Source organism: Paenibacillus farraposensis (assembly GCF_020736845.1).
Lineage (GTDB): Bacteria > Bacillota > Bacilli > Paenibacillales > Paenibacillaceae > Paenibacillus > Paenibacillus farraposensis.
Genome location: NZ_JAFFQR010000095.1, coordinates 153,076 through 177,106 on the forward strand (window position 1 = coordinate 153,076; position 24,031 = coordinate 177,106).

Genomic DNA, 24,031 nt, shown 5'->3' on the forward strand with positions numbered 1-24,031 from the left:
CGTTTCCCGAGACCGTACCTCTTTTGGGCGCTGGGAGATGGGACGGCCTACCGCAAATTTGCCACGAGTCTCCGCAGGTTTCTGACGCTTGCCTTTGTGCCGCAGGACGGTAAGTAGGCCCTTCACCAAAAGACCTGTATACAGCCAGCGATAGATCGTTTTAAAGCATACGATTGCTTGTCCCTCCTGACACAACCGCTCTACGATCTGCTCGGGAGACCAGGTCGCCTGAAGCTTCTCTTCGATGACCTTGGCCAACTCCGGTGTCCACTTTCCTGTGGGAATGGAAGACTTTCGACGCTGGATATAGCTCTCCTGAGAGCGTTCAGCATGGTAAGGCTCTTGTGCTGCATTTCGACGGAGTTCCCGGCTAATGGTGGCGTGGTGTCTACCCAGTTTCTTGGCAATATCTCTGGCACTTTTCCCCTGCTGGTGGAGGATTTCTAGCTTGCTTCGCTCGGTTATGCTAAGATGAGTGTAGCTCATGGTGGATTCTCCTTTTGCGAATGGGGTGTGAGAACTTTCATTCTACACGAATCCGGCCATGGGCCATTTGTTTATTTATTTCCAGCAGATGTCGCACTTCATATTACAATCCGTCATCTTCCTGTTTAGAACTTATGCAAGTACAAACGACTATTTTTGTATTACCTCTGGATGTTTACTCCGTAGTCAATAAGTGTTATACCGACTTGATTAGTTTTACTATATACAAATCCATCTGCAGCTAATAGTCCTAATACTTTGCAAACATCCTCTAATAACATAAAAACTCACTCCTTGTATCGTTATATCCATACAAAAAGTGAGTTTAAGCAAGATGCCCTTCTAATCTTGGACAGGAAAAACGTACATCACAATAAATATCATCAAGCAACTTAACGTATACCATCGCTGATTGAGAAATAGGATGATTTACGAATTTATTTCCATGCTTAGACTAGATATGAAGACTTCAAAACACCGAGGTTAAAAGATTTTTACGATTATTCCCCGGAATCTACGTTGTGGTAAACCTGTTGAACATCCTCCAAGTCCTCTAATGCATCAATCAATTTATCAAATTGTACCTGTGCATCTTCAGGGAGTGTAATGTCATTTTGGGCAAGCATGGTAAGCTCGGCCACGGTAAACTCAGTTACTCCTGCCTGCTTGAAGGCTTCCTGTACAGCATGGAATTGATCCGGCTCCGCATAGACGATAATGGCTTCATCTTCTTCGATGATGTCACGTACCTCTACATCAGCCTCCATCAGCAACTCCAGCACTTCATCTGCGGTTTTACCCACCACACCGATGACAGCAGTGGAATCAAACATGTAGGCTACAGATCCGCTAACACCCAGGCTGCCGCCGTTTTTGGTGAAGGCAGAACGCACATCCGATGCCGTACGGTTTACGTTGTTGGTCAGTGCATCTACAATAATCATGGAACCGTTCGGTCCGAAGCCTTCATAGCGGAGCTCTACATAGTTTTCATCACCAGCACCTTTTGCTTTTTCAATAGCACGGTCAATGATCGCTTTCGGCACATTGTACGTTTTTGCACGTTCTAGTACGACTTTTAGCATCCGATTAGATTCTGGATCAGGCTCGCCTTGTTTGGCTGCTACGTAAATTTCTACGCCGAATTTAGCATATATACGACTCGTATTAGCATCCTTGGATGCCTTCTTTTCTTTAATATTATTCCACTTACGTCCCATAATATCCCGCTCTCTTTCTATATGAATATACACAACGGTATTCATTATATCCTTGTATATTATATCTCCTAAAGGACACATGGACAAGTTCAAACGAGAGTATCCCCTAATATGTTAGCCAACCTGGGCTATCTGTCATCATGAATAAATATTGCTCTTTCATCGCTACACGGTAACCTAGTTCCCAATCTTCCCCTCCAAATCCTTCAAAACTATCATCAAATTCACCGATATACCTAAACAATCGTCTGGATATCGACACATTGTTGGTATTCAGATTCAACCATGCATAATGAAAATTTGTAAATAGCGGCTCCATCTGCTTCTTCAATATAATGGGGTGGATAAAGCATCTCAGCGTCCGTAGAGATGAACATCCTGCCCGCGGCCACTCCAGATCCTGCATGACGAAACTCGTGACCTCCCAAGTTGAGTGAAGGAAATATGCGTCTGGATTTCTTTGGAGAGCATTCCTTATAAAAGCAGCCGTTAATATACAGACGAATTGTATTCTCTTCATATACTACAGAAGCGTGCTGCCAGTCCGAAAAATCGTAAGGAATGACCATACGTGCCAGCAAATAATGAACGGAATGCTCATATATGGATATACCATTCCTACCTATAGATATACCCGTTCCAGCTTCACCGGGCGGATAGAACTGTGGGATACACTAGCTGCTCATCTCCTTGAAAATGAAATGTAACATTCTCGTACACAGTTTTCACCCCATTAGAGTTAGTAGGAAAAATTTCTAAATTGTTTTTTTTAGATGATAGTCCACACCAATGCTAGCTCATCTCCATATACTTAAAACTATCTAACAGGAACAGGAGATGAACATTACTTTGAAAAAGGCTTTGATTACTGGGATCACTGGTCAAGACGGCTCATACCTTGCTGAGCTTCTTTTAGACAAGGGATATGAAGTCCATGGTATGATCCGTAGAAACAGTTCCTTTAACACAGAAAGAATTGATCATCTGCTGGACGATCAACTCCATGCTCGCTCGCCTTTTGTTTTGCATTACGGGGATCTTACGGATCATGGAGCTATGTGCAGGATTCTGAACAAAATTGAGCCATGCGAAATATATAATCTCGGTGCTCAGAGCCATGTCAGAGTATCTTTTGATATTCCGGAATTCACAGGTGATGTTGATGCTCTTGGAACGGTGAGATTGCTGGAGAGCATACGAGATGTCAATCCTTCCATCCGTTTCTATCAGGCTTCTTCCAGTGAGCTATATGGTCTTGTTCAGGAAATTCCACAAAGCGAAAGAACTCCCTTCTATCCTCGCAGCCCGTACGCCGTAGCAAAACTTTATGCTTACTGGATCACCGTCAACTACAGAGAAGCTTATAACCTCTTTGCCTGCAACGGTATCCTCTTTAACCATGAGTCTCCTCGGCGCGGCAAAACATTCGTAACCCGAAAAATCACGACAGGTCTCGCCAATATTTTAAAAGGTAAGCAGGATCAGCTTGTTCTGGGCAATCTGGATGCCAAACGTGACTGGGGATTTGCGGGTGACTATGTAGAAGCCATGTGGAGAATGCTTCAGCTTGATCAGCCGGAGGACTTCGTTATCGCAACCGGTGAAACTCACACGGTCAGAGAATTCTGCGAGCATGCGTTTCAGCATGCCGGAATTCCTCTCTCGTGGACCGGGGAAGGTATGGATGAGAAGGGAATCGACTCCAGAACCGGAAAAGTGCTTATCAGTGTAAATGAAAAATATTTTCGGCCGAGTGAAGTGGATTTGCTGCTTGGAGATTCAACAAAAGCATGCACCAAACTGGGCTGGCAACCTAAAGTGTCCTTTAAAGAACTTGTTGAAATGATGGTTGAGGCTGATCAAAGCATATAAACGAAGACTCTCAAGAAGGAGGCCTTTTACTTGGATAGGAACAGTAGAATTTATGTGGCAGGCCACCAAGGGCTGGTTGGATCTGCATTAGTCAGAAACCTGAAGAACAAAGGATACAAGAACTTGATTGTAAAGACACAGCAAGAACTGGACCTTACCAATCAGACCGCGGTGGATTATTTCTTCGAAACAGCTGAAATTGACTATGTTTTTCTGGCAGCAGCCAAAGTAGGTGGAATCGGTGCAAATTGTGCTTTTCCAGCGGATTTTATTCTGGAGAATCAACTTATTCAATGCAACGTGATTGCAAACTCATACAAGCATCGAGTTAAAAAGCTTTTATTCTTGGGTAGTTCCTGCATCTATCCTAAGCTGTGTCCCCAACCCATCAAGGAAGAATACCTGCTGACAGGGCCGTTAGAAAAGACAAATGAAGCTTATGCACTGGCCAAAATATCCGGACTCAAAATGTGCCAATATTTTAATCACCAATATGGCACTAACAATATCAGTGTCATGCCAACTAATTTGTACGGTCCGAATGACCGGTTTGATGCGGAACATTCCCACGTCGTACCCGCCATGATCGTTAAAATGGACACGGCAAAATCGACGAACAGCGAAACGGTGGAGTTATGGGGAACGGGAAAACCGCGGCGGGAGTTTTTATACGTCGACGATATGGCTGATGCCTGTATATTCCTGATGGAAGAGTATAATGGGACGGAGCACCTTAATATAGGAACCGGCAAAGATATTTCAATCAAAGAACTCGCCTATATGATAAAGGACATCGTCGGGTATGAAGGAAAGCTGATTTTTAATAAAAGCAATCTGGATGGAACGCCGCGCAAGCTGCTTGATGTCAGCAAAATAGAAAGACTGGGCTGGAAGGCCAAAATGCAGTTTGAAGAAGGTCTGCGTAATGCTTATCAATACTACCTTGAATATGTAAAGAAAAACACTTAGTTTCTGTTTCTCGATTTTCAAAAAAACAAGGGTGATTATATGAACTACTATGCTGTCATTATGGCCGGTGGTGCTGGATTGCGTCTCTGGCCGCTCTCCAGAGAAAACAAACCGAAGCAATTTTTATGTATTGATGGAAACCGCACGATGCTGGAGCAAACCTTTGAACGTATCATTGAACTTGTTCCTCCTGAACGTTTCTTTGTCATTACAAATTCAAAATATTCCGAAATGACCAAAAATGTGTTCAAAAATCTGATTCCGCCAGAAAATATTTTACTTGAGCCTATCCGCAAAAATACAGCTGCATGTATTTCTTATGCAGCTCTATGGTTAAAACACCGCTTTGGGAACGGTAATGTCTGCTTCGTACCGGCAGATAGCTTTGTTCTCAATAAGGAAGAATATCTTCGCTCAATCCGTCAAGCATATACTGAAGCAGAAAAAGAAGCAGGTCTGGTCATCATTGGTGTTAATCCTACCTACCCCTCCACCGGTTATGGCTATATCAAGATCACCCCTGCTGATTCAGCCGACGCAATACACAGCTTCAATGTTCTTGAATTCAAGGAAAAGCCGGATTTGGCTACTGCACAAACCTATGTGGAGTCAGGACACTATCTCTGGAACAGCGGAATGGTAGCTGGTACACTGGACAGCTTTACTGAAGAAATTAATCAGCATCTTCCCGAACATTTCTCCATGCTCTCATCTGCACTGGAAGAATACGACACCCCCAATTATCCCAATAAATTAAAGCAAGCATATAGCGGCCTTCCTGACCTATCCTTCGATAACGGGGTCTTAGAGAAAAGTGGAAAACAGCTTAGGAGCATCAAAGGTCGATTCGATTGGAATGACATTGGAAGCCTGGATGCCCTTGAAAAGGTTTTAGGATTGGATGAAGCTAACAATGCAGTTCATGCTTCTTTTCATGGAATAGATACCCGCGATTCCATCATATTTAGTAATGATCACACGCTCATCACCACAATCGGACTTTCGAATTTGATTATTATTAAAACCGGCGATGTTATTCTAGTTTGTCCTAAAGATAAGGCACAAGAAATAAAGGCTGTCGTCCAACAACTTAAAGGTACAATCTATGGGGATCGGACTTAAGCTCCTCTTCTAATCGAATTTTGGAGGTGACAAGACATTGCGTTTTTTACTCATTAAAGGGTACAGTCATAGTATTTTGATGGATATTCGGCAATTGCTAAATTATATCGTTGTCGCTGATTTGAGTAACCGGGTCCCTGTTGTACACTGGGGCAGCAGCAGCTTCTATAACGGTAAAATTTATAATAATGCGTTTAATATGTACTTTGAACCCGTGTCGGATTACACAATCGAAGATCTTATGAAGCCGGAATACAGCTTTTTCCCTAGTGTTTGGAACTATGAAAATTTGCTTATCCCTGATCCGGGACTGGCAAGCTTCACGGATAGAAGCATTGGAGAAATACTGGAAAGCGAGGCAGATGTTGTAGTCTGTGATCTATACCCCAATAAAATGCCAGTGCAGGAACTTATAGGTGAACAGCACCCTTTATATGGCATGGAAGCCAGACAGATGTACCGTTATCTGATCAAAAAGTATTTAAAACTGAAACCTGACATCACTCGCAAAATCTCTCAGTTTTTTTACACCCATTCTCTCCATGAAGGCCCGACGCTGGCCTTACATGTCCGTGGGGAAGTTGCCTTGGATGAAATTACAAGTCGTTTCAGTTACAGCTCCTACAATAGTAAGTTCAAAATAAAATATAAACCATTTCGGAATACCAATGATACTCTTTTACTCCATCAGCCTTACCGCATTCACAAGGTCGGCAGGGATATGACCTCAAATAAGATTTATCATAAGGAGATCCAGTTCATGCTGGGGAAATACAGCATTAAAAAGCTATTTCTCATGACGGATTCAACCAAAATCATTGAGGAATATAAGCAGTTGTATGGCACGATGCTTGTTCATACCGATGCTCCTCGGCAGGATGATGATGAATTGGTCCCCTATCTTGAGACTCACATGCATCGCCGGCAAAATGGTATTGATGCCATCTTGGAAGCCTATATTGCAGCAAATTGCAGCTTCTTTCTCGGAGACGGTCACTCTGAAATATCTCATGGCGTGACTTATCTTAAGGACTGGCCCAATACAAATTTTAAGTTAATGTACTGGGTTTCCGAAACTTCTGACATTGCGAAATTCAACGAAGTGAAAACGATTGTCTATCCCCAAAATGAATTTGTGGGAAAAGCCAGACAGATGCAATTAGAGTTGTCCCGGATATGGAATCGTTTTAAAGGCCGTTAGGAGGCAAAAAGTGCAGACAGGAGGTGTACATTCCATGACCCGGCCGCGTTTTTTACTGATAAAAACCTGGGGGTGGGGTTTCTGGTCCGATATGGACCATTTAACTGGACAGCTGCTTGTAGCTGAATTAACGGGCCGTATCCCGGTAGTTTATTGGAGCCCACACAGTCTTTACAGCGAATCCCTTAATACCAATGCCTTTGAGTTGTATTATGAACCGGTTTCCAATTACAGCATCCATGACCTCTTACAGCCAGATTACAGCTTTTTCCCTCCCATCTGGAATGCAAGTAATGCTTTAGTGGAGGACCTGGATAAAACGGCCAGGCTACACCGAGGAATCGGGGAGCTGATGGCCAGCAAGGCGGATGTTGCCGTGAGTGATGTGCATTTTTACTCAAAGCCCCTGCTAAGTTACATTCCAAAAGGCCATTGGGCTTACGGCTTGACTGCCGTACAAATATACAGACAGCTGATCCGTAAATATTTACGGCTTAAGCCGGACATTGAAGCAGAGATTGAAGAGTTTTATCATGCACATCTAGCAGATCATCATCCCCTGTTAGGCGTGCATATCCGAGCCAGTGACAAAGTGCGTGAGGTAGAGAATCTGAAGCAGTTGAACAGACAATATGATAAGGAAATTCGTGAAACTTTGAAGAAAGGCGACATAGCCCGTCTGTTCTTAATCACGGACAGTGAGGATGTCATCCACAACTTTACCAAGCGTTACGGTCCTATTATTGCCTACACCGAATGTACCAGAGCATCCAGTTATTCAGCGAACGAGGCCCCTCATCTGCAAAACTATATAGAGAAAAGAAGGAAAGGAATTGAAATTATCAAAGATACCTACTTGGCCACCAAATGTGATTATTTTATAGGTAATGGCTATTCTAATGTCTCTTTCTTTGTGAACAGGTTAAGAGATTGGCCTGAAAGCCACATCAAGCTATTTTATCGAACTCTTAAACAGGACAAAAAAATTACTCGTAAAAGAGCAGCGGCAGAGTGGGCTACAAAGGAGTACAGGGCCAATCAGCATCGGCTGCAATATCCTAGTCTATACAGGGGTGATCCTTCAAAATGAATGGCGACCGTTATCTTTTAATCAAACCTTGGGGTTACAGCATCTGGGCTGATGTGGATCATATTATCGGCCAACTCTTGCTCTCCGAAATCGCCAACAGAACTCCGGTAGTCTATTGGGGGATAGAAAGTCTTTATTCTGAATCGATAACCAATAATTCTTTCGAGCTGTTCTTTGAGCCCATTAATGATATTTCTCCACAATCCCTCGTTCGCTCCGATTATACGTATTATCCGTCAATCTGGGGCACTCATAATTTATTTATAGAAGACCCAGATAAACTGAAATGGGAACATCGTGATTTACAGGATATGATTTCCTCAGATGCTAATGTGCTCGTTAGTGATGTGTATTACCATATCAGCGTCATTGCAACAGGGATACCGTCTCGTCATCCTTTATATGGAAAAACTCCTCATCAGCTATATCGGTATCTTTTCGATAAGTACATTAAAGTCCATCCCAGAATCAAGGAAATGGTCAAAAAATTTATTTATACTAATCCCAGCTTTCGAGATGAAAAGCCAATTTTAGGAGTCCACATTCGCTCCAATAGCATCGTAAACGAAATAGGCCAGATTTATGATCTTAATGAACTTTATCATCCAACAATCTGGAATTTTATGCACAATTTCGAATGCCGCCATATCTTCCTTGTCACAGACCACGAAAAACTCGTTCGACAATTCAAAAAAATATATGATAAGTATGACACTTTAATTGTCAGCGACAGTAAAAAACAATTTTTTAGAGGAAAAGTTCACCCAAACCGTTCTAATTTTCCAAATCAGAGACATAAAGGAATCGAACTAATTCAGGATACCTCTGACATCATTAAGGATACTCTTCTTGCTCTTCAGTGTGATTATTTCATCGGCAATGGTTATTCCAGTTTCTCCAATACCGTACTGCGGATGAAAGACTGGCCCGAGAAAAATATAAAACTTCTTTACTAGGGCGTGTCTTCAAACTCAAGCAAGCCACACCATAATGGATGTCAAGACCAAAAACGCCTTGAATGTACAGCTAATTTATCATAGCGAGTCACCAGGCGACGTAAATTTATTTGAAAATGGATATAGCGAATAGACCATCCGACATTACTTTCTACACAAAAAGCATTTAACAAAAATAGAACTAGCTGCAATATAAAGCAGCTAGTTCTGTTCTTAATTCTTACGTTTTTATGGGGCTCTACGTTAAAAGAGATGTTTTACCGTCGGTCCTTCATCAGATAACGGCATCTAACCGGTAACGGTTTTTCATAGTCCGCTACCAGGGAAACGTTCATTCGGGGCGAGAAACCTTTCAGTCCATAAGTTTCTTCTCTGTACAGCGAGTATTGAACCTTTGATCCTTGGTCTAGCAGGAGTTCATCTAGAAATATGAGTGATATTTTGATTTCAAAATAATTAAATTTTTCTGATTGCCGTATTTCGTGACAAGCGGCCAGATTTTAGGGCGGGTACGCCTTCGAAAACCGATAACAAAGCGGACAAAGCGGGGCGACATATCCCAAATCCGGACGTTTTCCTCCTCTGCTCCTTTGGGCAGCTCCCTGGAAAATAAAAAGCGATTAAGCGAACGTATCATTACTCCTGTCACCGCTTCAATCGTACTGACATCCATCACGATGATCGCATCAGAGCGTTGGAGCCGCTCAGCAAAATAATGATCATGATAATTCCCTTCGATGATCCATTCTTCCTTTTCGAGCACTTCGCCCAACTGTCCCAGAAATTGCTGGTCCGTACTTCGCTTCCACTCCGGTCCCCAATAGAAATCATCCAACGAAATATACGGCAAACATGCCTGCTTGGAAAGACGTTTGGCCAACGAAGTTTTGCCGCTTCCCGGCGAACCGATCACAATAATACGCTTGGCATGCTGCACAGCAAGCATACGGTCATCCGGCCTTTGACGCAAGGACAGCATTGGATGGACCAATCGATAAAGCAAACCTGCTACCAGAGATCCTCCCTTTAAAACCAAATAAAGGAGGAACAGCGGCAAAAAAACGATAGCGTATTTTACACTGTTCATCAGGCGGCCTCCTCCAAATCATACTGTTGTCTTTTCTTTATTTATGTATCTTTCCCCCTAAAATACATACCCTTAAAAAACACAAACCTTTGTGGTTCTATACCGTATAGCTCCTTAAACTTAGCATGAAGCTTTGTTAGAGAAATTGTATCTGAAACCGTCCGATCTGTCTGTATGGTCAAAGCGACACAGCTGATTCCGAATTGACATACTTGCTCCATAAGGTATCCTTGGATGATTCCATATATCATCCCGGCAATAAAAGCATCATGTGCACCCGTAACATCAATAACCTCCTGAACCGGGTGCATGGAAATATGTCCAAAAGACCCATCCTGCGAAGCAAAGAAAATACGGTCAGCTTCCCGTATAACAATCACATTTTGAACCCCCAAATGATGAAAAACCCGGGTTGCCTCCAGCAATTGCTGATCATTCACTATTTCTATTCCCAAATAGGATTGGGCTTCCAACTGGTTGCATACCAGCCAGCCTACGCCATTTAAATTCCGAGGGAGTCTTCTCATTTTCGAGGCTGATACTGAAGAAACGACAAGTGGGATTTGTTGTTCATGACATAGCCGTATGATGGATGCAATTACGTTCTTCGAGAAATTCGTATCCAACAGCACCAATCGTGATAAAGTGATTAAGGGAATGTTTTCAAGGATGGTTGAAGGACAAATCTGGTCATAAATTTCCATTTCTGCTGTCGCTATAATCAGCTCACCACGCTCGTCCAGCAAAGCCGTATAAATTCCGGTTGACGCTTCTCCCTGGACTTGCAGAGGAATCAATTTCATATAAAGTTTAGACTGTTCGACAATAAATTCACCTTCGGCATCATCCCCAACTGCGGTTAACAGGCTGACCTGCTGGCTTAGTCTCCCTAAATTTTCGGCAACATTGCGAGCCACCCCGCCGCAGGATTGTTTCCTGGTACTGCCCGGGTTGGAAGTATGAAGCTGAAATGTGCCTTCAATCATAATTTTACGGTCAAGATTAGCACCACCGATACATAGTATTTGTTGTCTGGAAGGCCTGGGCTCTTCTAGTTCATTATTGCGGCTTTGTTTTAGTTTCATTATGAGACTCCTTTCGCGAGTCTGATCGCGCGGGAATATGGGTATAGCAATAGGTACTACATAAAATTAACATGTTCCAAATGTCGAATTCCCAAGAATAATGTCGAATTCGTAAAATATCCTTAAAATGCATTCCCTTCCCCGCAACAAAAAAATCACCCTATCGTAAAAGCCTCCATCGAATTACGATCAGTGTGATTTGTTAGATACGAATTGTAGCCTATGCTACATAAAATAATCAGGATTTTGTCAACTCCTCTGATTTTAAACTAAATAAGGCCGCACCATGAGGAGGTAAATCTGCGGATAATTCTTGATCCAAAGTGTCTAAATCCATACGCTTCCATAGGTCTCTAGAACTATTCCAACCTTCAATACCAAGCTCTTTTAGGGATACCCTAACCTTTGAGGCTTCATCTCCAGCATTAAACAAAGCCGCATATACATGACCTTCCTCGTTATGCGAAGCCCAGACGATATGACCAGCCTGTCTATAAACCTGCCGTGCATCCAGACCCTTGCGGTGGACAGCCAGCACTTCTTCATTCGTCAGCAGAGATAGCGTCCATGCATTATTATCCCGCATTTCTCCCCCAAACATCAGCGGAGAACGGAAAATGCACCACAAGGTCATCATGGTCAGCTGCTCATCTTTTGTGAAGCGTGTCCAGCGATCATGGCTGCCGGACTCTACCGAATCTACCGAACGGATACCCAGATGACCCAGCGGTAGCATGTCGCAATCCGGCCAGTGGCCCGGACCCACATGTTCGGCCCATTTCTCACAGCGCTCAAACATCCCGTATAATAAAGGCCACACATCCCAAAAATCGTCAGTCATACGCCACATATTAGCATTAGCCATGAGCTCTGATGCATACTCCAGCGGTGCAGGACCGGGAGACAGGCTCAATACCATTGGGCGTCCGCACCTGGCAATAGCCCGGCGAATGAATTCAATTTCTGCCAAATGAATACTATAGAGACGGGACGCTGCAATATCATCGACTTTGACAAAATCGACACCCCATTCCGCATACAGTTCAAACAAAGAGTTGTAGTACTCCTGCGCGCCTTCTTTGGAGGCATCTACTCCATACATATCTGTATTCCAAGGACAAATGGAGTTGGGATGAGCAATTTGTCTGGCGGTTGCCTTCGTTCCAAGAATCGGCGTATCCTGATGCACCGCTTGCCGGGGAATCCCTCTCATGATATGGATGCCGAATTTTAAGCCGAGACTATGCACATATTCCGCCAGTGCTTGAAAACCGTGTCCGCCTGCGGCAGACGGAAAACGATTGACCGCAGGAATAAGACGTGAAAACGAATCCATCTCCAACGGAACAAACGGACGATACTGCGAAGATACTGCCCCCGATTCGTACCACTGAATATCCACCACCACATATTCCCAGCCGTATTTCTTCAGATGCTCTGCCATATATTGAGCATTTCCCCGTACTTCCTCTTCCCGTACCGCTGCACCATAGCAATCCCAGCTATTCCACCCCATAGGGGGTGTATGCGCTATTATATGATGTTGCATCTCGATTCACCCTTTCACCTTGTGGAAAAAGTTCACATCATCAGTACGATACTATTATAATGTAAACCTTTACTTTTGTCGTTTGAATCCTCTCCATCTTTTACAATTCCACTTTTTATACATTTATGTTGACTAACTTAAAGAATGTGATACATTTAATAAGTTCTAAAAAAACTTTGACTTGAATCAGAGGGTGATTTTACATGTGTGAACAGGCTTATCGAATTTTGTTGTTTTACCAATATGTTAATATTGAAGACCCTGCCACCTTTACGGCCGAGCACCTGGCTTACTGTAAGGAACTAGGCATCAAGGGAAGAATCCTGATCGCCGCCGAAGGTATTAACGGAACTTTGTCTGGCACAGTAGAGCAAACGGAGCAATACATGCGTGATTTGCGTTCCAATCCGAAATTTCACGATATCGTTTTTAAAATAGATGAGTATGACGGTCATGCGTTCAAAAAAATATTTGTACGCCATCGTCAGGAGCTTGTTACGCTGCGTTTGGAGGATGAACTGGACCCGAATGTCATTAGCGGCAAGCGTTTATCACCAAAGGAATTTTACGAGCAGCTTCAAGCTGAAGATGTAGTTATACTGGACGGTCGCAACGACTATGAATATGACATCGGTCATTTCCGTGGAGCCATTCGCCCGGAAGTCGAGTCGTTCCGTGAATTTCCGCAGTGGATTCGCGACAATATGAATCAGTTTAAGGACAAGAAAATCCTGACGTACTGCACCGGAGGGATTCGTTGCGAGAAGCTGTCCGGTCTTCTGATCAAAGAAGGTTTTCACGATGTAGCCCAGCTCGATGGCGGCATTGTGACCTACGGCCAGGACCCGGAAGTGCAAGGACGTTTGTTTGACGGTAAATGCTATGTGTTTGACGAACGCATCTCGGTTCCAATCAACCATACTGATGAAGACGTTGTTGTCGGCAAGTGTTTTCATTGCGATACACCAAACGATTATTATATCAACTGTCCAGTGTGCAATCTCCAGCATATCGTATGTCCAGACTGCGAAGAACAGCATCAGCACTATTGCTCGGATGAGTGCCGGACCAAAGCGTCTTCGGAAAATAAAGTATTAGAATGACGCTAAAAATGAGGCAGCGGCGTATTAGGACTTGAAAAATAAAGTCTTCGTACGCCGCTGTTTTTATGTTACTATTGTTGTCTAGATGATTTCTTTGCGCTTGAACAAATAAATATATAAGATAATACCGGTAACGGCGCACAACGCCGCACATAAACCTATAATTCCGTATCCAGCCTGAAGCCCGCGAAGCAGCCCAACCTGTGAATTTTCACCGAAAAGGCTCTTGACGATTTCGATTACTCCCCCGATCAGATAATTGCCGATCACGCTGCCTAATCCCATAAGTGTTACTGTAATTGTAATAGCCGTGTCACTTTCCTTCGGGTATCTTCTGGCTATAAAAGCCATCACCGTCGGATAGATCATTGCAATACCTACACCAGCTGCAGCAAATAAAAAGACAAGCCGTTCTCCGCCCAAAATTGCGGCAAACGTACAGACGGCTGAAAATCCGGAAAAGAGGATTAACGATAATGTAAACCCGATTTTATCCGTTAACGGGCCTAGCAAAAGCCGGGCAAGCGTAAAGCATAGAAAAAAGGCAGATAGTATCCCTGAAGCCGTAATCGAGTCCCAGTTGTAAGCCTTTTCTAAAAAATTGACAAGCCAGCCGCCGACGGCCAATTCCGATACGACACCAAAAGAAAGAATGAAGACCATGAACCATAGAACCGGGTCTGCCAGCAAGACTTTTAAAGGAACACGCTCCTCATACTGAATATCATCCCCTGGAAAAGTGCTGAACAACGCAAAAATGATCGGCAATATGGACAGTAAAAGCATAATGAGATACATTCCGCGCCAGTCCAGTGTATAACCATTGACCGTAACTTCCATCAGACCTGTCGCGATGAGCGGGGCGACCGTCGAGCTAAGGCCGTAGAAACCATGAGCCAAATTCATCATCGTTCCTGTATTTTTCACAAAGATACGCGCGCCAAGAATGGCCAGTCCGATCTCCAACATCCCGTTTCCGATGTACATCAGAAAGTAGGAAGCTGAAAACATCGGAAAGTAGCGCGAAAAGAAAATGAATATTCCTGAGACAGCCATTGCCGCAAGTGCTGTAATCGTTACCAGCTTAATTCCCCATTTTCTGGTTAAATAGGCCGTAAACGAGCAAGCAATCAAATAACCAAGGGCGTTCAGGGACAATAAGGTGCCGAGCTGAGATTCATTCAGCATAAAATCATATTGTATGCGTGGGATTGCCGGTCCTTTAATGTTTTCCGAAAACCCGAAAATGATAAAGCCTAAAAATAGGGTAGCCAATTGCATGGCATATATCTTGTTGAATTTGCCTGTACGCATCTTCACTCTTTGACTTCTCCTCATGTGTTATCTTTTTTCAATGATTATGAAGTTAATATTATGTAGCTTCATAGTGTATACCTATGACCTTAATCATCTTTTTATCTTGGACGAGTTAAAAAAACGCGTCTTATAATGAAAAGGTCATTACAGAAAAAGGATGGGGATTCTCATGATTCAAATCGTACTATCGACGCTGCTATCCGTTATCGTTCCGCTGTCCATTCCGGTTATCGCCGGGTTTTTGCTCGGCAAGTTCATGAAGCTGGAAACCAAACCGCTATCGACGCTATACTTATACTTTTTGAGTCCTGCGATGATTCTCGACACACTGCTCAAAGCACAGCTATCCCTGCATGATGTAGCGCAGACAGCCGCCTTTTCGATATTGAATCTGCTGCTGCTATGGGGGATCGCCCAATTGGCGGGGAAAATATTTAACCTCAGCACCCCCGAAACAGCCGGGCTTACCTTAATCTCCACATTAACCAATAGTGCGAATTATGGGCTGCCGCTTATTTTATTGGCCTTTGGCCAGCTTGGATTGGATAAAGCCTCTGTCTATGTTGTCATTCAGATGATACTGGTCAATACCATTGGAGTTTATTTTGCAGCCCGCTCTGAATTTTCCGTTCAAAGCGCCGTTAAGTCGGTATTCTCACTTCCTGCAATCTATGCAGCGCTGCTCGCTCTGGGACTTCGGCTGCTGGAGTGGCATTTGCCCGCTGGCATTCAATCAGGCGTCTCAATGATTGCTGCGGCCTATTCGCCCGTCGTGTTGGCGATCCTTGGTACTCAAATGGCTTATGTAAAAATATTCAAACTGGAGCCCTCTATTCAAAAAGCCAGCTATGCAGGCCTGGCTATCAGGCTGCTGCTCTCTCCGCTTGCAGCCTGTCTTGCCTTGCTGATGCTTGGAATATCAGGCCTTTTGTTCTCGGTTCTCTTCATTCTGGCCTCCATGCCAGTTGCAGTGAATGCAGTCATATTGGCCGAAAAATTCAACGCCTCGCCCAAACTCGTCTCCACCTGCATCCTGTGGAGCACAATTGCTTCATTTCTGATTTTGCCCGTTCTGATCATGGCCGTAGCACAATAGCCTGAAAAAAGGCTCTCTATCCCATAGAGAGCCATGCGCGATCCTGTCTCCATTCTACATGCACAGGTGTTTCAAAGAAATCGCTTAGCGTATCACTGCTAAGAATCTCTCTGGTTTTACCTTTGGCAAAAACAGTCCCCCGGCGAATCAGAATCGTATGCGTGTACATCGGTAAAATTTCTTCGATATGGTGTGTAACGTACAATAAATTCGGTGAACCTGGCGATTCGGACAGCTGATGGATGCTATTCAATAATGATTCCCGGGAAAAGAAGTCCAGCCCGTTACACGCCTCGTCCAGAATCAACAGCTTGGGTGAGGCCATTAACGCCCGGGCAATCAGCAAATACAATTTTATTTATTCTTTCGTATAAGGATAGCACAGGGTGCCAATTGATCAACCGAAAAGAAGCCACGAATAATAACCCGCTTTCAGCTACCCATTCGGACGGGAGTGAAAAGCGGGCTGCTTCGTAATGTTATAATTCCGTTGTATTATGACTTGGATTTTGGAGCAATGAAGATCGATTTATGAGGCAGTCTTTTTGCTATTTCCCGAGGAAGACTCAGATTGGTTGCCAATACATCAACAGGGTTCCCGGCTAGCCACTCGCTCAGATCAATAGCTTCGTAATGTCCACTGTTAAACCCGATTAAAATACGACATACGTCTGGTCCGGTATTTTTGATATAATGCCCGGCTCCCATCGGTACATACCCAACATCCCCAGCTTCAAACTGTTCTGTCACTGCATTTCCTTCAGCAAGAAAAACAGTCATTTCAGCGTTGCCATCCAAATAATATTGCCATTCGTCGGCATTGGGATGCCAGTGCATTTCTCTCAGTCCGCCCGGTTCCAGTTCAATCACAGAGCCTGCCATCGTCGTGGAAATCGGAAAATCTTCTACCGTAACTGTCCGCTGTGTCCCTCCGCCTGGTGCCAGTCTCGGCTGCTTGGCCAATAATGGATAGCGATGCTTGGCGATCAGCTCGGAAGAAGTGCGAGCAAATGCATCAGAAGATTCGTTGGAAGGTACCGGTCCTTTGGCGAAATAGGCTTCCTTATCCGGCAAAAGAGCCAGTTCGTCGGCTGCAAGCCCCAAATTCTGCATGACGACCTCTTTAGGAGTCTGAGCGATGAAATCCGTTATACTGAAGGTGTGGTCCTCTGAAAAATCTCCATTATCAAAAATAAGTATAAAATGACACTCTCCTGGACCCAGACCCTGGATGGAATGGCCATAGCCCCGAGGGAAATACCACACATCACCAGGATTAAAAATATCGACATATGAAGATCCGTCTGGATGGATAACCGTTGTTCGGCAGGAGCCGCTAACCACATAAGCCCATTCAGCCGCGTTAGCATGCCAGTGAAGCTCACGCATCCCCCCCGGCTCCAGACGCATGGAAACACCCGCTAATCCCTCCGATACCGGAAAATCACGAACCGAAGCACCGCGGGTAATTCCACCCGGTCCTGTTCTTGGCTCCTTTTTCTCCAGTGCATACTTAAATGATTTCATAGCTCATTCCTCCTTAAAATCATTCCATATGTCTATATTTACTTATTTTGACAAATCTATTATACACCTTTAATGTAAATAAAATCAAATGCATCATTCTTTATCAACAGGATGCTTGATTTGATCCTTATACTCATCGAAATATATATTTCCATTAGAACTGATTACAGCATAATTTATATTTTCAATAGATAGCCCCTTCTTTTTGATTTGTGAGTGCAACCACTCTTTTGTTATGTGATTCTCCTTCAAATTTGCTTCAATGATGTCTCCGTCCATAATCAATTCAATAGGAAAAGCCGGCTCAGATTGGTTGTTCAAATGCAAATCCTTTCTGGTTGCAGGCTGACTCTCCGGCTTGGGCAATACGGAGATGCTTCCATTCAGTTCAAGTACGGCATACTGAACATCTTGAATATTAAAAATATTTTTTCCTCTTAGCTCCTGATTCAGAGTATCCAGTGTAATTCTAAGTTTTCTCATATTGCTCTCCATAATTTTTCCTTCCTGAATTAACACGGTTGGTTTTCCCGAAAACCAATTTCGCAGTTTCTGGTTCTTCATGGAAAGAAACATCAGCAAGCAAGCAATCCCAGTAAATGTAAGCAAAGATGTCACTAAAATCTTTATACTTATTGTGTTATTAAAGGCAAGATTTGCAGTAATGGACCCCAATGTAATGACAGCTACAAAATCATGGTAGGTCAATTGTGCAATTGTCGATTTACCCAATATACGTGCTATAAGCATCATGAGGGTAAATGCAGATATTGATCTTAACATCGTTTCCAATAATTCCATATACAAAGACCTCAGTTCTGATTGTTTTCACGTAGTTTTTCCAACTTTTACTTTTTTTATTACATACAATTCGAGAAGGCAGGGTTTTGCCGGTCAGTCTAACAGGACAAATCAAAAGGATGAATCTATACAGCATTCATCCTTTGGTTTCCTGACTTATGAATTTTTTGCTTTTTTGGGGACTTTAACTTTACTTTTATCTTTGTCTTTATTTATACTTTTGTCCGGAGCTGTCATTTTCCTTTTTTCATTAGCCAGCCGCCAATATCTTAGTACTTTACGGTACATCGACTTATCTTTTAGCTGATTAAAAATAAACGGATCAGGTTTCGTATTCACCTCAAGAATCCATGGGGTAAAGCTCCGATCCAATCCGATATCCACTCCAATTTGCCGAAAATTCGGATATGTTTTTTGCAGTTGTGTGGCTATGGTAATGCCCAGCGTGTTCAGTTTCTTGATCAGTTCGGCCTGCTTGCTTGGGGATAAATGGGATTTTAGCAACTCCTCCAATGCCATCGGCTTGCCGCCGTTATGATAATTGGTTACGATTTTACGAGGATGACCGAGCCGGCCAATAATTCCGGTAGCTTCCCATGTCCCTTTGGCATTGCGCTGCACCATGACCCGGATATCAGAATAACGCTTCTGGTGACGCAGCAAATGAACTCCCTTTTGAATGAGATAGCTTTGATCCCCCACTTGCTTCGATATACTCTTATACAGTGCCTCTACGTTTTTGAACTCCCAGCGCTTTTCCCCGTATTGATAGGCAAAACGCTGGCTTTCATCCTGCTCTGCCCTCATTACACCTTTACCGAATGTACCTGAATCAGGTTTTACATAGACCATCTTGTACTTCTCCAGCATGGACGTCAAACTGACTTTGTTATATTTTCGGGTCTCCGGTATAAAAGGCTTGATGCCCTGATGCCGGAGCAGTACTTGGGTTTTACGCCACTTGCTACGAATAGCATGTGCTCGTGAAGTTTTCATTTCCCCTTCTCCTCTCTCTTTCAAAGGCAGAACGCTCCTGTTATATAGATCAATTCATCATATGATGCCAACTCCCCATCCGAAAGCTGCATTAGCCCACCTGCTTAGAAATATTCAACTGGCCTTGCCCGGTCGAAATTGCCTGTCCAGGCATACGATAATGTAAGATACGGGCACGTACATTTCCATGTATAGGGAGTGAATAACTTTGTCAGCGCAATCGGATGGATCACAGAAGGAATCTCTTATAATGGATGTTCTGATTCCTGCAATTGATAAAGATATGGGCACATTGCCGCTAGTGATTGACAGTCTGCGCCGTTACGTGCAGCACCGAATCGGGACGATTTATATCGTTTCACCGAAAAGCGATCGCATTCGCCGGCTATGTGCAAACAAGAAATGTACATTTATCGATGAAAAGACGGTGCTACCTATCACTAAAAAACACATTCGTTACGGTACAGCGCGCTGGGACCGCTCTGGCTGGCTGTATCAGCAATTGCTCAAAATGAACGGTGATAAAATTAGCAAAGCGCCTTTCTTTCTCGTCATTGATGCGGATACGATTTTGATTCGTCCCCATGTGTTTCGAAAGAATGGCAAAACGATATTTTATTATCGGAGCTGGAGTCAGCCCGAGTATTTCCGCACCTACCACAAGCTGATGGGGGTAAAAGCTCCCTCGCCCAAGTCCTTTGTAACTCACTATATGCTGTTTGAGAAAGCACAGCTTACCCGGCTTAAGCAGGTTATAGAAACCCGCCATGGAAAACCCTGGTTTCATGCGATTATCCAAAGCATAAACCGGAAGAAACAGTTTGGTTTCTCCGAGTATGAGACCTATGCCAACTATCTGTACAGCAAGCAGCCTGCCCGGATGATTTTACGCAAGTCCCTTAATAAAGCGCTTCATAGCCGGGCTTCATCTCTGTCGCAAAAAAAATTAGATAGCTTGGCTAAAAACCATCGTTCTTTATCCTTCCATCAACGCAAGGTGTATCAGCGAGCTCCAATAACCAAGCTCAAAGCATTGTAAAATCGTTTGACATCAAGAAAATTCCGTAAAATGATACGCTCTGACATAGAGCTGTATCGAAGGAGGAAGCGTCTGTGCAACTCGTATTGTTATGCGGCGGGTCTGGAAAACGGCTGTGGCCGTTGTCCAACGATATCCGCTCAAAGCTGTTTCTCAGGCTGCTGCCTGCTCCTGACGGGCAAAAGGAATCTATGCTCGGCCGGGTGTGCCGGCAGCTTGCAGCAGCCGGACTGGATTCCTCTGCCCTGCTGCTGACTCACCGGAGTCAGGTAAATCTGGTCTTGCGCCATACAGAAGGTCGTCTGCCCGTTCTTGGCGAACCTGCCAAACGGGGGACCTTCACCGCTGCTGCGCTGGCTGCCGTCCATTTTCAGGTCAAGGGCGCGGGGCTGGACGAAATTGTTTGTATCGCGCCGGCGGATATGTTTGCCGGCGCGGATTTTTTTCATCGTGTAGCGGAACTCTCCGATCTGTTGCTGGATAGTGGAGCCGATCTGGCCATGCTTGGGACAAGACCTAAGCATCCCTCTGACCAGTACGGCTATATCGTTCCGGGACAGCAAACAGGAAAGGAGGGAAAAGCCTCCTATGCGTCCGTTGCCCGCTTCACAGAAAAACCGGATCGCACGCGGGCACAGCAGCTGATCAGCCAAGGTGCGCTCTGGAACTGTGGCATTTATGCTTTTAAGCTGCGATATATGCTGGCCTGCATGAAACGCAGTGGTTTGCCGCTGAACGACAAGGCATTATGTGCAATGTATGACAGCCTTCCTGTTCGCAGCTTTGACGAGGAGGTTGCGGAGCGTGCCGAACGCGCTGTCGTCCTGCCCTACGAGGGTGAATGGCGCGACATCGGCAACTGGCAGACATTAACCGAGCAGCTTGACAGCCGAGTGATCGGGCGCGGACAGATTAGCGAATCCGCTCATGGCACGCATATCGTCAATGAGCTGCCTTATCCGTTCCATGTGATTGGCGTGGAGGATATTATTGCTGCTGCCAGTCCAGACGGCATCCTTGTTGCTGCCAAAAGCCATGCCCACTCGATCAAGGAGAAGCTGAAGACAGTTCAGCCATACCCTATGCATGGTGAAGCCTCCTGGGGCAGCTACCGGGTGCTGGACGAATTTGAGCATCGAAGTTTAGGCGATATTTTAGTCGCACGCCTGACGGTGCTGCCAGATCATTGTTTGAACGGCCGTTCTCACGGCAGTGGACTTAAAGTGTGGACGATCGTTTCCGGCCGGGGGGAGATCATGCTGAACGGAGAACGCTTTATGGCGGCAAGCGGTTCGGTTTTTCGTATCCCGGTCGATACGCATCACACGATCCGGGCCGATCTGGAGAGGCCCGTGGAGCTGATCGAGGTTCGGCTGGGAGAAAGCTTGGTAAACGCCTTCTATAAACCCGAGTCCTGACAGGATATAAATAAAACCCAAGCCTCACGATGACTTGTGCGAAGCACACCAAAAAATCGCCTCCAGAGCAAGAAGAAAAAACTTGCTCTGGAGGCGATTTTTTTATCATATTCAATTTTGCCAAGTTGCATCTCTAACCTGGACAGATAAATATGCTTGTCTGAGTTGCCGCCGTACGGGAGAGCCTGGAAGCTCATGCAGCCATGTTAAGGAGTGGTTCAGACTTTGGGCGCTCTCTTTCCCTGTTCTTGCCGCTGAATCATTTTACGGTAAAGTCTCACATATTTATCGGTCATCTGCCGGTTTGTAAATCTTTGCGTGACATATTGGCGAAGCTTGGCTGGTGACGGGTAGTTTTTTTGCTGTACCTTTTTCGCCATTTGGCTAACGGATTTGCATATAAGCTGGGGAAAGCCTGAAAGCACCTCGGGAACAGAACCGTTGGGTAAAGCCAGAACCGGTGTTCCACAAGCCATCGCCTCCACCATTATAAGTCCGAAAGGCTCTTCCCATAGTGTCGGAAACAGCAAACATTCCGCATGCTTGAGCAACTGCTGCTTTCGTTGTCCTCCAACTGCTCCTACATAGCTGATTTTCGGATTGCGCTGAATTCGCTTTTGAATCTCCTGGCGAAAAAATACAGGTGCCTTGATCGGACCCGCTATAAGCAGTCTTTTTCCGGTTTGTTCTGCCACCTGAATGGCTTGCAATACCCCTTTATTTCGAATAATCCTGCCCATGAACAGCAAATAGCCATGCTTCTCGCTACTGAACTCGTATTCATGCATGTTGATGCCGTTATAGACATAATATCCTTTTCCCCCACCCATGAGCTGGCGTGCCCGCTTACTGACATACACCGGGTTTTTACCGTGTTTCTTCACAGGAAGATGAACTGTGCATAATGACGGACAAGGCAGCTTCCTGCGCCTCAGAGCGGAGCGAAAGGTATGATCATGAATAATCTGTGTACCGGCCGGCATATGCCGAAGTACATACTGCGGAATCTGATGGTGCTTCAATCCCTTGGGATAGGGAATTAGCCGCGCACTGCTCCTGCTCCCGCGGGCGGCAAATAAAGTTACATGATGTCCTCGTCTTACCAGTTCCTCCGTTAATTCATACACGACCTTTTCCGTTCCACCTTTGATGGAGGGTACAGGCTGTGCATTGGGATAGTTGGAAATGACCTGGACAATGGATAGATGTTGGCTACTGGGCATTTTAATTTGCTTTGAAGCCATTGGAATTCCCCTTCCTGACCGGAAATACGGTGTGATCTTTACAATATGAACGGGAATCTGAGCCTAATCCCGTACAAGTTATCAGCTGTAGTATATTGGTATGTTTATTTTGCATGATTGCTTGTGCGAAACGTCTGCAAGTCACTTTTTGTCATACATCCTCAGAGAAATATGGGGGAGATGGGTATTTTGTCAACCCAAAATTCGAACAAAAATTCTCATCGTTTTCTAATAAATGAGGGGAAACCATTGGGGTAACAGGATTGTAACTATTGGTGGTAAATTCCGGATATTTTATTTGTGTTATTGTCAATTCAGGACATCAACACAACATAAAATAACGGAGGGATATATATGAATCGTACTTCTAAAAAATTGTGGGTGGGCATTTGCTTTACGATGACTTTGGCATTCGGCGCAGGAAGCTTTGTAACTGGACCTAATACCACTTATGCCGCATCTGCGAGCACAGCCGATCAGATTATTTCCACAGGCTCCCAATTTATGGGCGTACCCTATCAGTTTGGAGCTCAGGCCGGCAACACTAGCTCTTTTGATTGCTCTTCATTTACTCAATATGTATTTGGACAAAATGGAATCAAGCTTCCACGTTCGTCAAGAGAGCAATCAACTGTTGGCACGTTTGTACCACGTAGTCAGCTGCAAAAAGGCGATCTGGTCTTTTTCTACTCCCCTATTCACCATGTAGCTATTTATATGGGGGATGGCAAGCTGCTGCATACCTTCGGTAAAGGCGGCGTAACCATAACCAACCTGAACTCAGGCTGGTGGAATTCCCACTATGCTACAGCACGCCGTGTCCTTTAAGACAAGGCATAGATAAAGGTTCTCA

22 protein-coding genes and 1 pseudogene are annotated in these 24,031 nt (G+C 44.5%); 11 read left to right on the plus strand and 12 right to left on the minus strand.

From position 1 onward, the window contains the following. The 3 genes from JO375_RS15695 to JO375_RS15710 form a co-directional block, all read right to left on the minus strand. Positions 1-486 (minus strand): IS30 family transposase (locus JO375_RS15695; RefSeq protein WP_267497720.1); only part of this gene is annotated, 486 nt, incomplete at its 3' end. 500 nt (positions 487-986) lie between these two features. Beyond that, entirely contained in the window at positions 987-1,706 is a 720-nt protein-coding gene (locus JO375_RS15705) for a YebC/PmpR family DNA-binding transcriptional regulator (protein ID WP_229525382.1), read from the minus strand. Between the two features lie 236 nt (positions 1,707-1,942). Beyond that, positions 1,943-2,287, minus strand: coding sequence for a LamG domain-containing protein (locus tag JO375_RS15710; RefSeq protein WP_229525342.1), 345 nt, complete (start codon positions 2,285-2,287; stop codon positions 1,943-1,945). Between the two features lie 268 nt (positions 2,288-2,555). On the opposite strand from JO375_RS15710, the gene gmd reads away from it, so the two are divergent. The 6 genes from gmd to JO375_RS15740 are packed head-to-tail and all read left to right on the plus strand — an operon-like array spanning position 2,556 to position 8,916. Further along, positions 2,556-3,578 (plus strand): GDP-mannose 4,6-dehydratase, encoded by a 1,023-nt coding sequence (gmd, locus tag JO375_RS15715; protein ID WP_229525343.1) that lies wholly within the window; start codon positions 2,556-2,558, stop codon positions 3,576-3,578. Between the two features lie 30 nt (positions 3,579-3,608). Beyond that, positions 3,609-4,547, plus strand: a complete 939-nt coding sequence (locus tag JO375_RS15720; protein ID WP_229525344.1) for a GDP-L-fucose synthase family protein — start codon at positions 3,609-3,611, stop codon at positions 4,545-4,547. A 39-nt stretch (positions 4,548-4,586) separates the two neighbouring features. Further along, positions 4,587-5,669 (plus strand): mannose-1-phosphate guanylyltransferase, encoded by a 1,083-nt coding sequence (locus JO375_RS15725; RefSeq protein ID WP_229525345.1) that lies wholly within the window; start codon positions 4,587-4,589, stop codon positions 5,667-5,669. Positions 5,670-5,706: 37 nt separating this feature from the next. Further along, the gene (locus tag JO375_RS15730; protein ID WP_229525346.1) at positions 5,707-6,870 is read left to right on the plus strand and encodes an O-fucosyltransferase family protein; all 1,164 of its coding nucleotides are present in this window, start codon (positions 5,707-5,709) and stop codon (positions 6,868-6,870) included. A 34-nt stretch (positions 6,871-6,904) separates the two neighbouring features. Beyond that, positions 6,905-7,960, plus strand: coding sequence for an O-fucosyltransferase family protein (locus JO375_RS15735; protein ID WP_229525347.1), 1,056 nt, complete (start codon positions 6,905-6,907; stop codon positions 7,958-7,960). Then, entirely contained in the window at positions 7,957-8,916 is a 960-nt protein-coding gene (locus JO375_RS15740) for an O-fucosyltransferase family protein (protein ID WP_229525348.1), read from the plus strand. The genes JO375_RS15735 and JO375_RS15740 overlap by 4 nt, the downstream gene beginning before the upstream one ends. Positions 8,917-9,337: 421 nt before the next feature. Here JO375_RS15740 and JO375_RS15745 read toward each other — a convergent pair whose 3' ends face one another. The 3 genes from JO375_RS15745 to JO375_RS15755 form a co-directional block, all read right to left on the minus strand. Further along, positions 9,338-10,003 (minus strand): P-loop NTPase family protein, encoded by a 666-nt coding sequence (locus JO375_RS15745; RefSeq protein ID WP_229525349.1) that lies wholly within the window; start codon positions 10,001-10,003, stop codon positions 9,338-9,340. A gap of 41 nt (positions 10,004-10,044) precedes the next feature. Then, a complete protein-coding gene (locus JO375_RS15750; protein ID WP_229525350.1) occupies positions 10,045-11,088 on the minus strand; it encodes a carbohydrate kinase family protein in 1,044 nt (347 codons plus the stop codon). Positions 11,089-11,326: 238 nt separating this feature from the next. After that, positions 11,327-12,637: a glycoside hydrolase family 27 protein gene (locus JO375_RS15755; RefSeq protein WP_229525351.1), complete on the minus strand. Its 1,311-nt coding sequence runs from the start codon at positions 12,635-12,637 to the stop codon at positions 11,327-11,329. Between the two features lie 203 nt (positions 12,638-12,840). On the opposite strand from JO375_RS15755, the gene trhO reads away from it, so the two are divergent. Next, the gene (gene trhO / locus JO375_RS15760) at positions 12,841-13,740 is read left to right on the plus strand and encodes an oxygen-dependent tRNA uridine(34) hydroxylase TrhO (protein ID WP_229525352.1); all 900 of its coding nucleotides are present in this window, start codon (positions 12,841-12,843) and stop codon (positions 13,738-13,740) included. A gap of 81 nt (positions 13,741-13,821) precedes the next feature. Here trhO and JO375_RS15765 read toward each other — a convergent pair whose 3' ends face one another. Then, the gene (locus tag JO375_RS15765; RefSeq protein ID WP_229525383.1) at positions 13,822-15,054 is read right to left on the minus strand and encodes an MFS transporter; all 1,233 of its coding nucleotides are present in this window, start codon (positions 15,052-15,054) and stop codon (positions 13,822-13,824) included. Between the two features lie 172 nt (positions 15,055-15,226). On the opposite strand from JO375_RS15765, the gene JO375_RS15770 reads away from it, so the two are divergent. Next, positions 15,227-16,153, plus strand: a complete 927-nt coding sequence (locus JO375_RS15770; RefSeq protein ID WP_229525353.1) for an AEC family transporter — start codon at positions 15,227-15,229, stop codon at positions 16,151-16,153. Positions 16,154-16,169: 16 nt separating this feature from the next. Here the strand turns inward: JO375_RS15770 and JO375_RS15775 are convergent. The 4 genes and pseudogenes from JO375_RS15775 to JO375_RS15790 form a co-directional block, all read right to left on the minus strand. Further along, positions 16,170-16,508 (minus strand): annotated as a pseudogene (locus JO375_RS15775) (molybdenum ABC transporter ATP-binding protein); the annotation flags it as partial. 140 nt (positions 16,509-16,648) lie between these two features. Beyond that, positions 16,649-17,680, minus strand: coding sequence for a cupin domain-containing protein (locus tag JO375_RS15780; RefSeq protein ID WP_229525354.1), 1,032 nt, complete (start codon positions 17,678-17,680; stop codon positions 16,649-16,651). A 93-nt stretch (positions 17,681-17,773) separates the two neighbouring features. Next, entirely contained in the window at positions 17,774-18,481 is a 708-nt protein-coding gene (locus JO375_RS15785; RefSeq protein WP_229525355.1) for a DUF421 domain-containing protein, read from the minus strand. A 156-nt stretch (positions 18,482-18,637) separates the two neighbouring features. After that, a complete protein-coding gene (locus JO375_RS15790; RefSeq protein WP_229525356.1) occupies positions 18,638-19,477 on the minus strand; it encodes a YheC/YheD family protein in 840 nt (279 codons plus the stop codon). A 208-nt stretch (positions 19,478-19,685) separates the two neighbouring features. Between JO375_RS15790 and JO375_RS15795 the strand changes: the two genes are divergently transcribed. After that, positions 19,686-20,516, plus strand: coding sequence for a DUF6492 family protein (locus JO375_RS15795; RefSeq protein WP_229525357.1), 831 nt, complete (start codon positions 19,686-19,688; stop codon positions 20,514-20,516). A 74-nt stretch (positions 20,517-20,590) separates the two neighbouring features. Next, positions 20,591-21,934, plus strand: a complete 1,344-nt coding sequence (locus JO375_RS15800) for a sugar phosphate nucleotidyltransferase (protein WP_229525358.1) — start codon at positions 20,591-20,593, stop codon at positions 21,932-21,934. Positions 21,935-22,152: 218 nt separating this feature from the next. Here JO375_RS15800 and JO375_RS15805 read toward each other — a convergent pair whose 3' ends face one another. Continuing rightward, the gene (locus tag JO375_RS15805; RefSeq protein WP_229525359.1) at positions 22,153-23,178 is read right to left on the minus strand and encodes a glycosyltransferase; all 1,026 of its coding nucleotides are present in this window, start codon (positions 23,176-23,178) and stop codon (positions 22,153-22,155) included. 354 nt (positions 23,179-23,532) lie between these two features. Here JO375_RS15805 and JO375_RS15810 point away from each other — a divergent pair, with 354 nt between their 5' ends. Next, positions 23,533-24,006, plus strand: coding sequence for a C40 family peptidase (locus tag JO375_RS15810; protein WP_229525360.1), 474 nt, complete (start codon positions 23,533-23,535; stop codon positions 24,004-24,006). Positions 24,007-24,031 lie beyond the last annotated feature (25 nt).

Excerpts from the sequence above, each read along its gene's own strand:
- JO375_RS15705 (WP_229525382.1), bottom strand. The coding sequence starts at position 1,706 with ATGGGACGTAAGTGGAATAATATTAAAGAAAAGAAGGCATCCAAGGAT.
- JO375_RS15725 (WP_229525345.1), top strand. The coding sequence starts at position 4,587 with ATGAACTACTATGCTGTCATTATGGCCGGTGGTGCTGGATTGCGTCTC.
- JO375_RS15735 (WP_229525347.1), top strand. The coding sequence starts at position 6,905 with ATGACCCGGCCGCGTTTTTTACTGATAAAAACCTGGGGGTGGGGTTTC.
- JO375_RS15740 (WP_229525348.1), top strand. The coding sequence starts at position 7,957 with ATGAATGGCGACCGTTATCTTTTAATCAAACCTTGGGGTTACAGCATC.
- JO375_RS15745 (WP_229525349.1), bottom strand. The coding sequence starts at position 10,003 with ATGAACAGTGTAAAATACGCTATCGTTTTTTTGCCGCTGTTCCTCCTT.
- JO375_RS15750 (WP_229525350.1), bottom strand. The coding sequence starts at position 11,088 with ATGAAACTAAAACAAAGCCGCAATAATGAACTAGAAGAGCCCAGGCCT.
- JO375_RS15755 (WP_229525351.1), bottom strand. The coding sequence starts at position 12,637 with ATGCAACATCATATAATAGCGCATACACCCCCTATGGGGTGGAATAGC.
- trhO (WP_229525352.1), top strand. The coding sequence starts at position 12,841 with ATGTGTGAACAGGCTTATCGAATTTTGTTGTTTTACCAATATGTTAAT.
- JO375_RS15765 (WP_229525383.1), bottom strand. The coding sequence starts at position 15,054 with ATGCGTACAGGCAAATTCAACAAGATATATGCCATGCAATTGGCTACC.
- JO375_RS15770 (WP_229525353.1), top strand. The coding sequence starts at position 15,227 with ATGATTCAAATCGTACTATCGACGCTGCTATCCGTTATCGTTCCGCTG.
- JO375_RS15780 (WP_229525354.1), bottom strand. The coding sequence starts at position 17,680 with ATGAAATCATTTAAGTATGCACTGGAGAAAAAGGAGCCAAGAACAGGA.
- JO375_RS15785 (WP_229525355.1), bottom strand. The coding sequence starts at position 18,481 with ATGGAATTATTGGAAACGATGTTAAGATCAATATCTGCATTTACCCTC.
- JO375_RS15790 (WP_229525356.1), bottom strand. The coding sequence starts at position 19,477 with ATGAAAACTTCACGAGCACATGCTATTCGTAGCAAGTGGCGTAAAACC.
- JO375_RS15805 (WP_229525359.1), bottom strand. The coding sequence starts at position 23,178 with ATGGCTTCAAAGCAAATTAAAATGCCCAGTAGCCAACATCTATCCATT.
- JO375_RS15810 (WP_229525360.1), top strand. The coding sequence starts at position 23,533 with ATGAATCGTACTTCTAAAAAATTGTGGGTGGGCATTTGCTTTACGATG.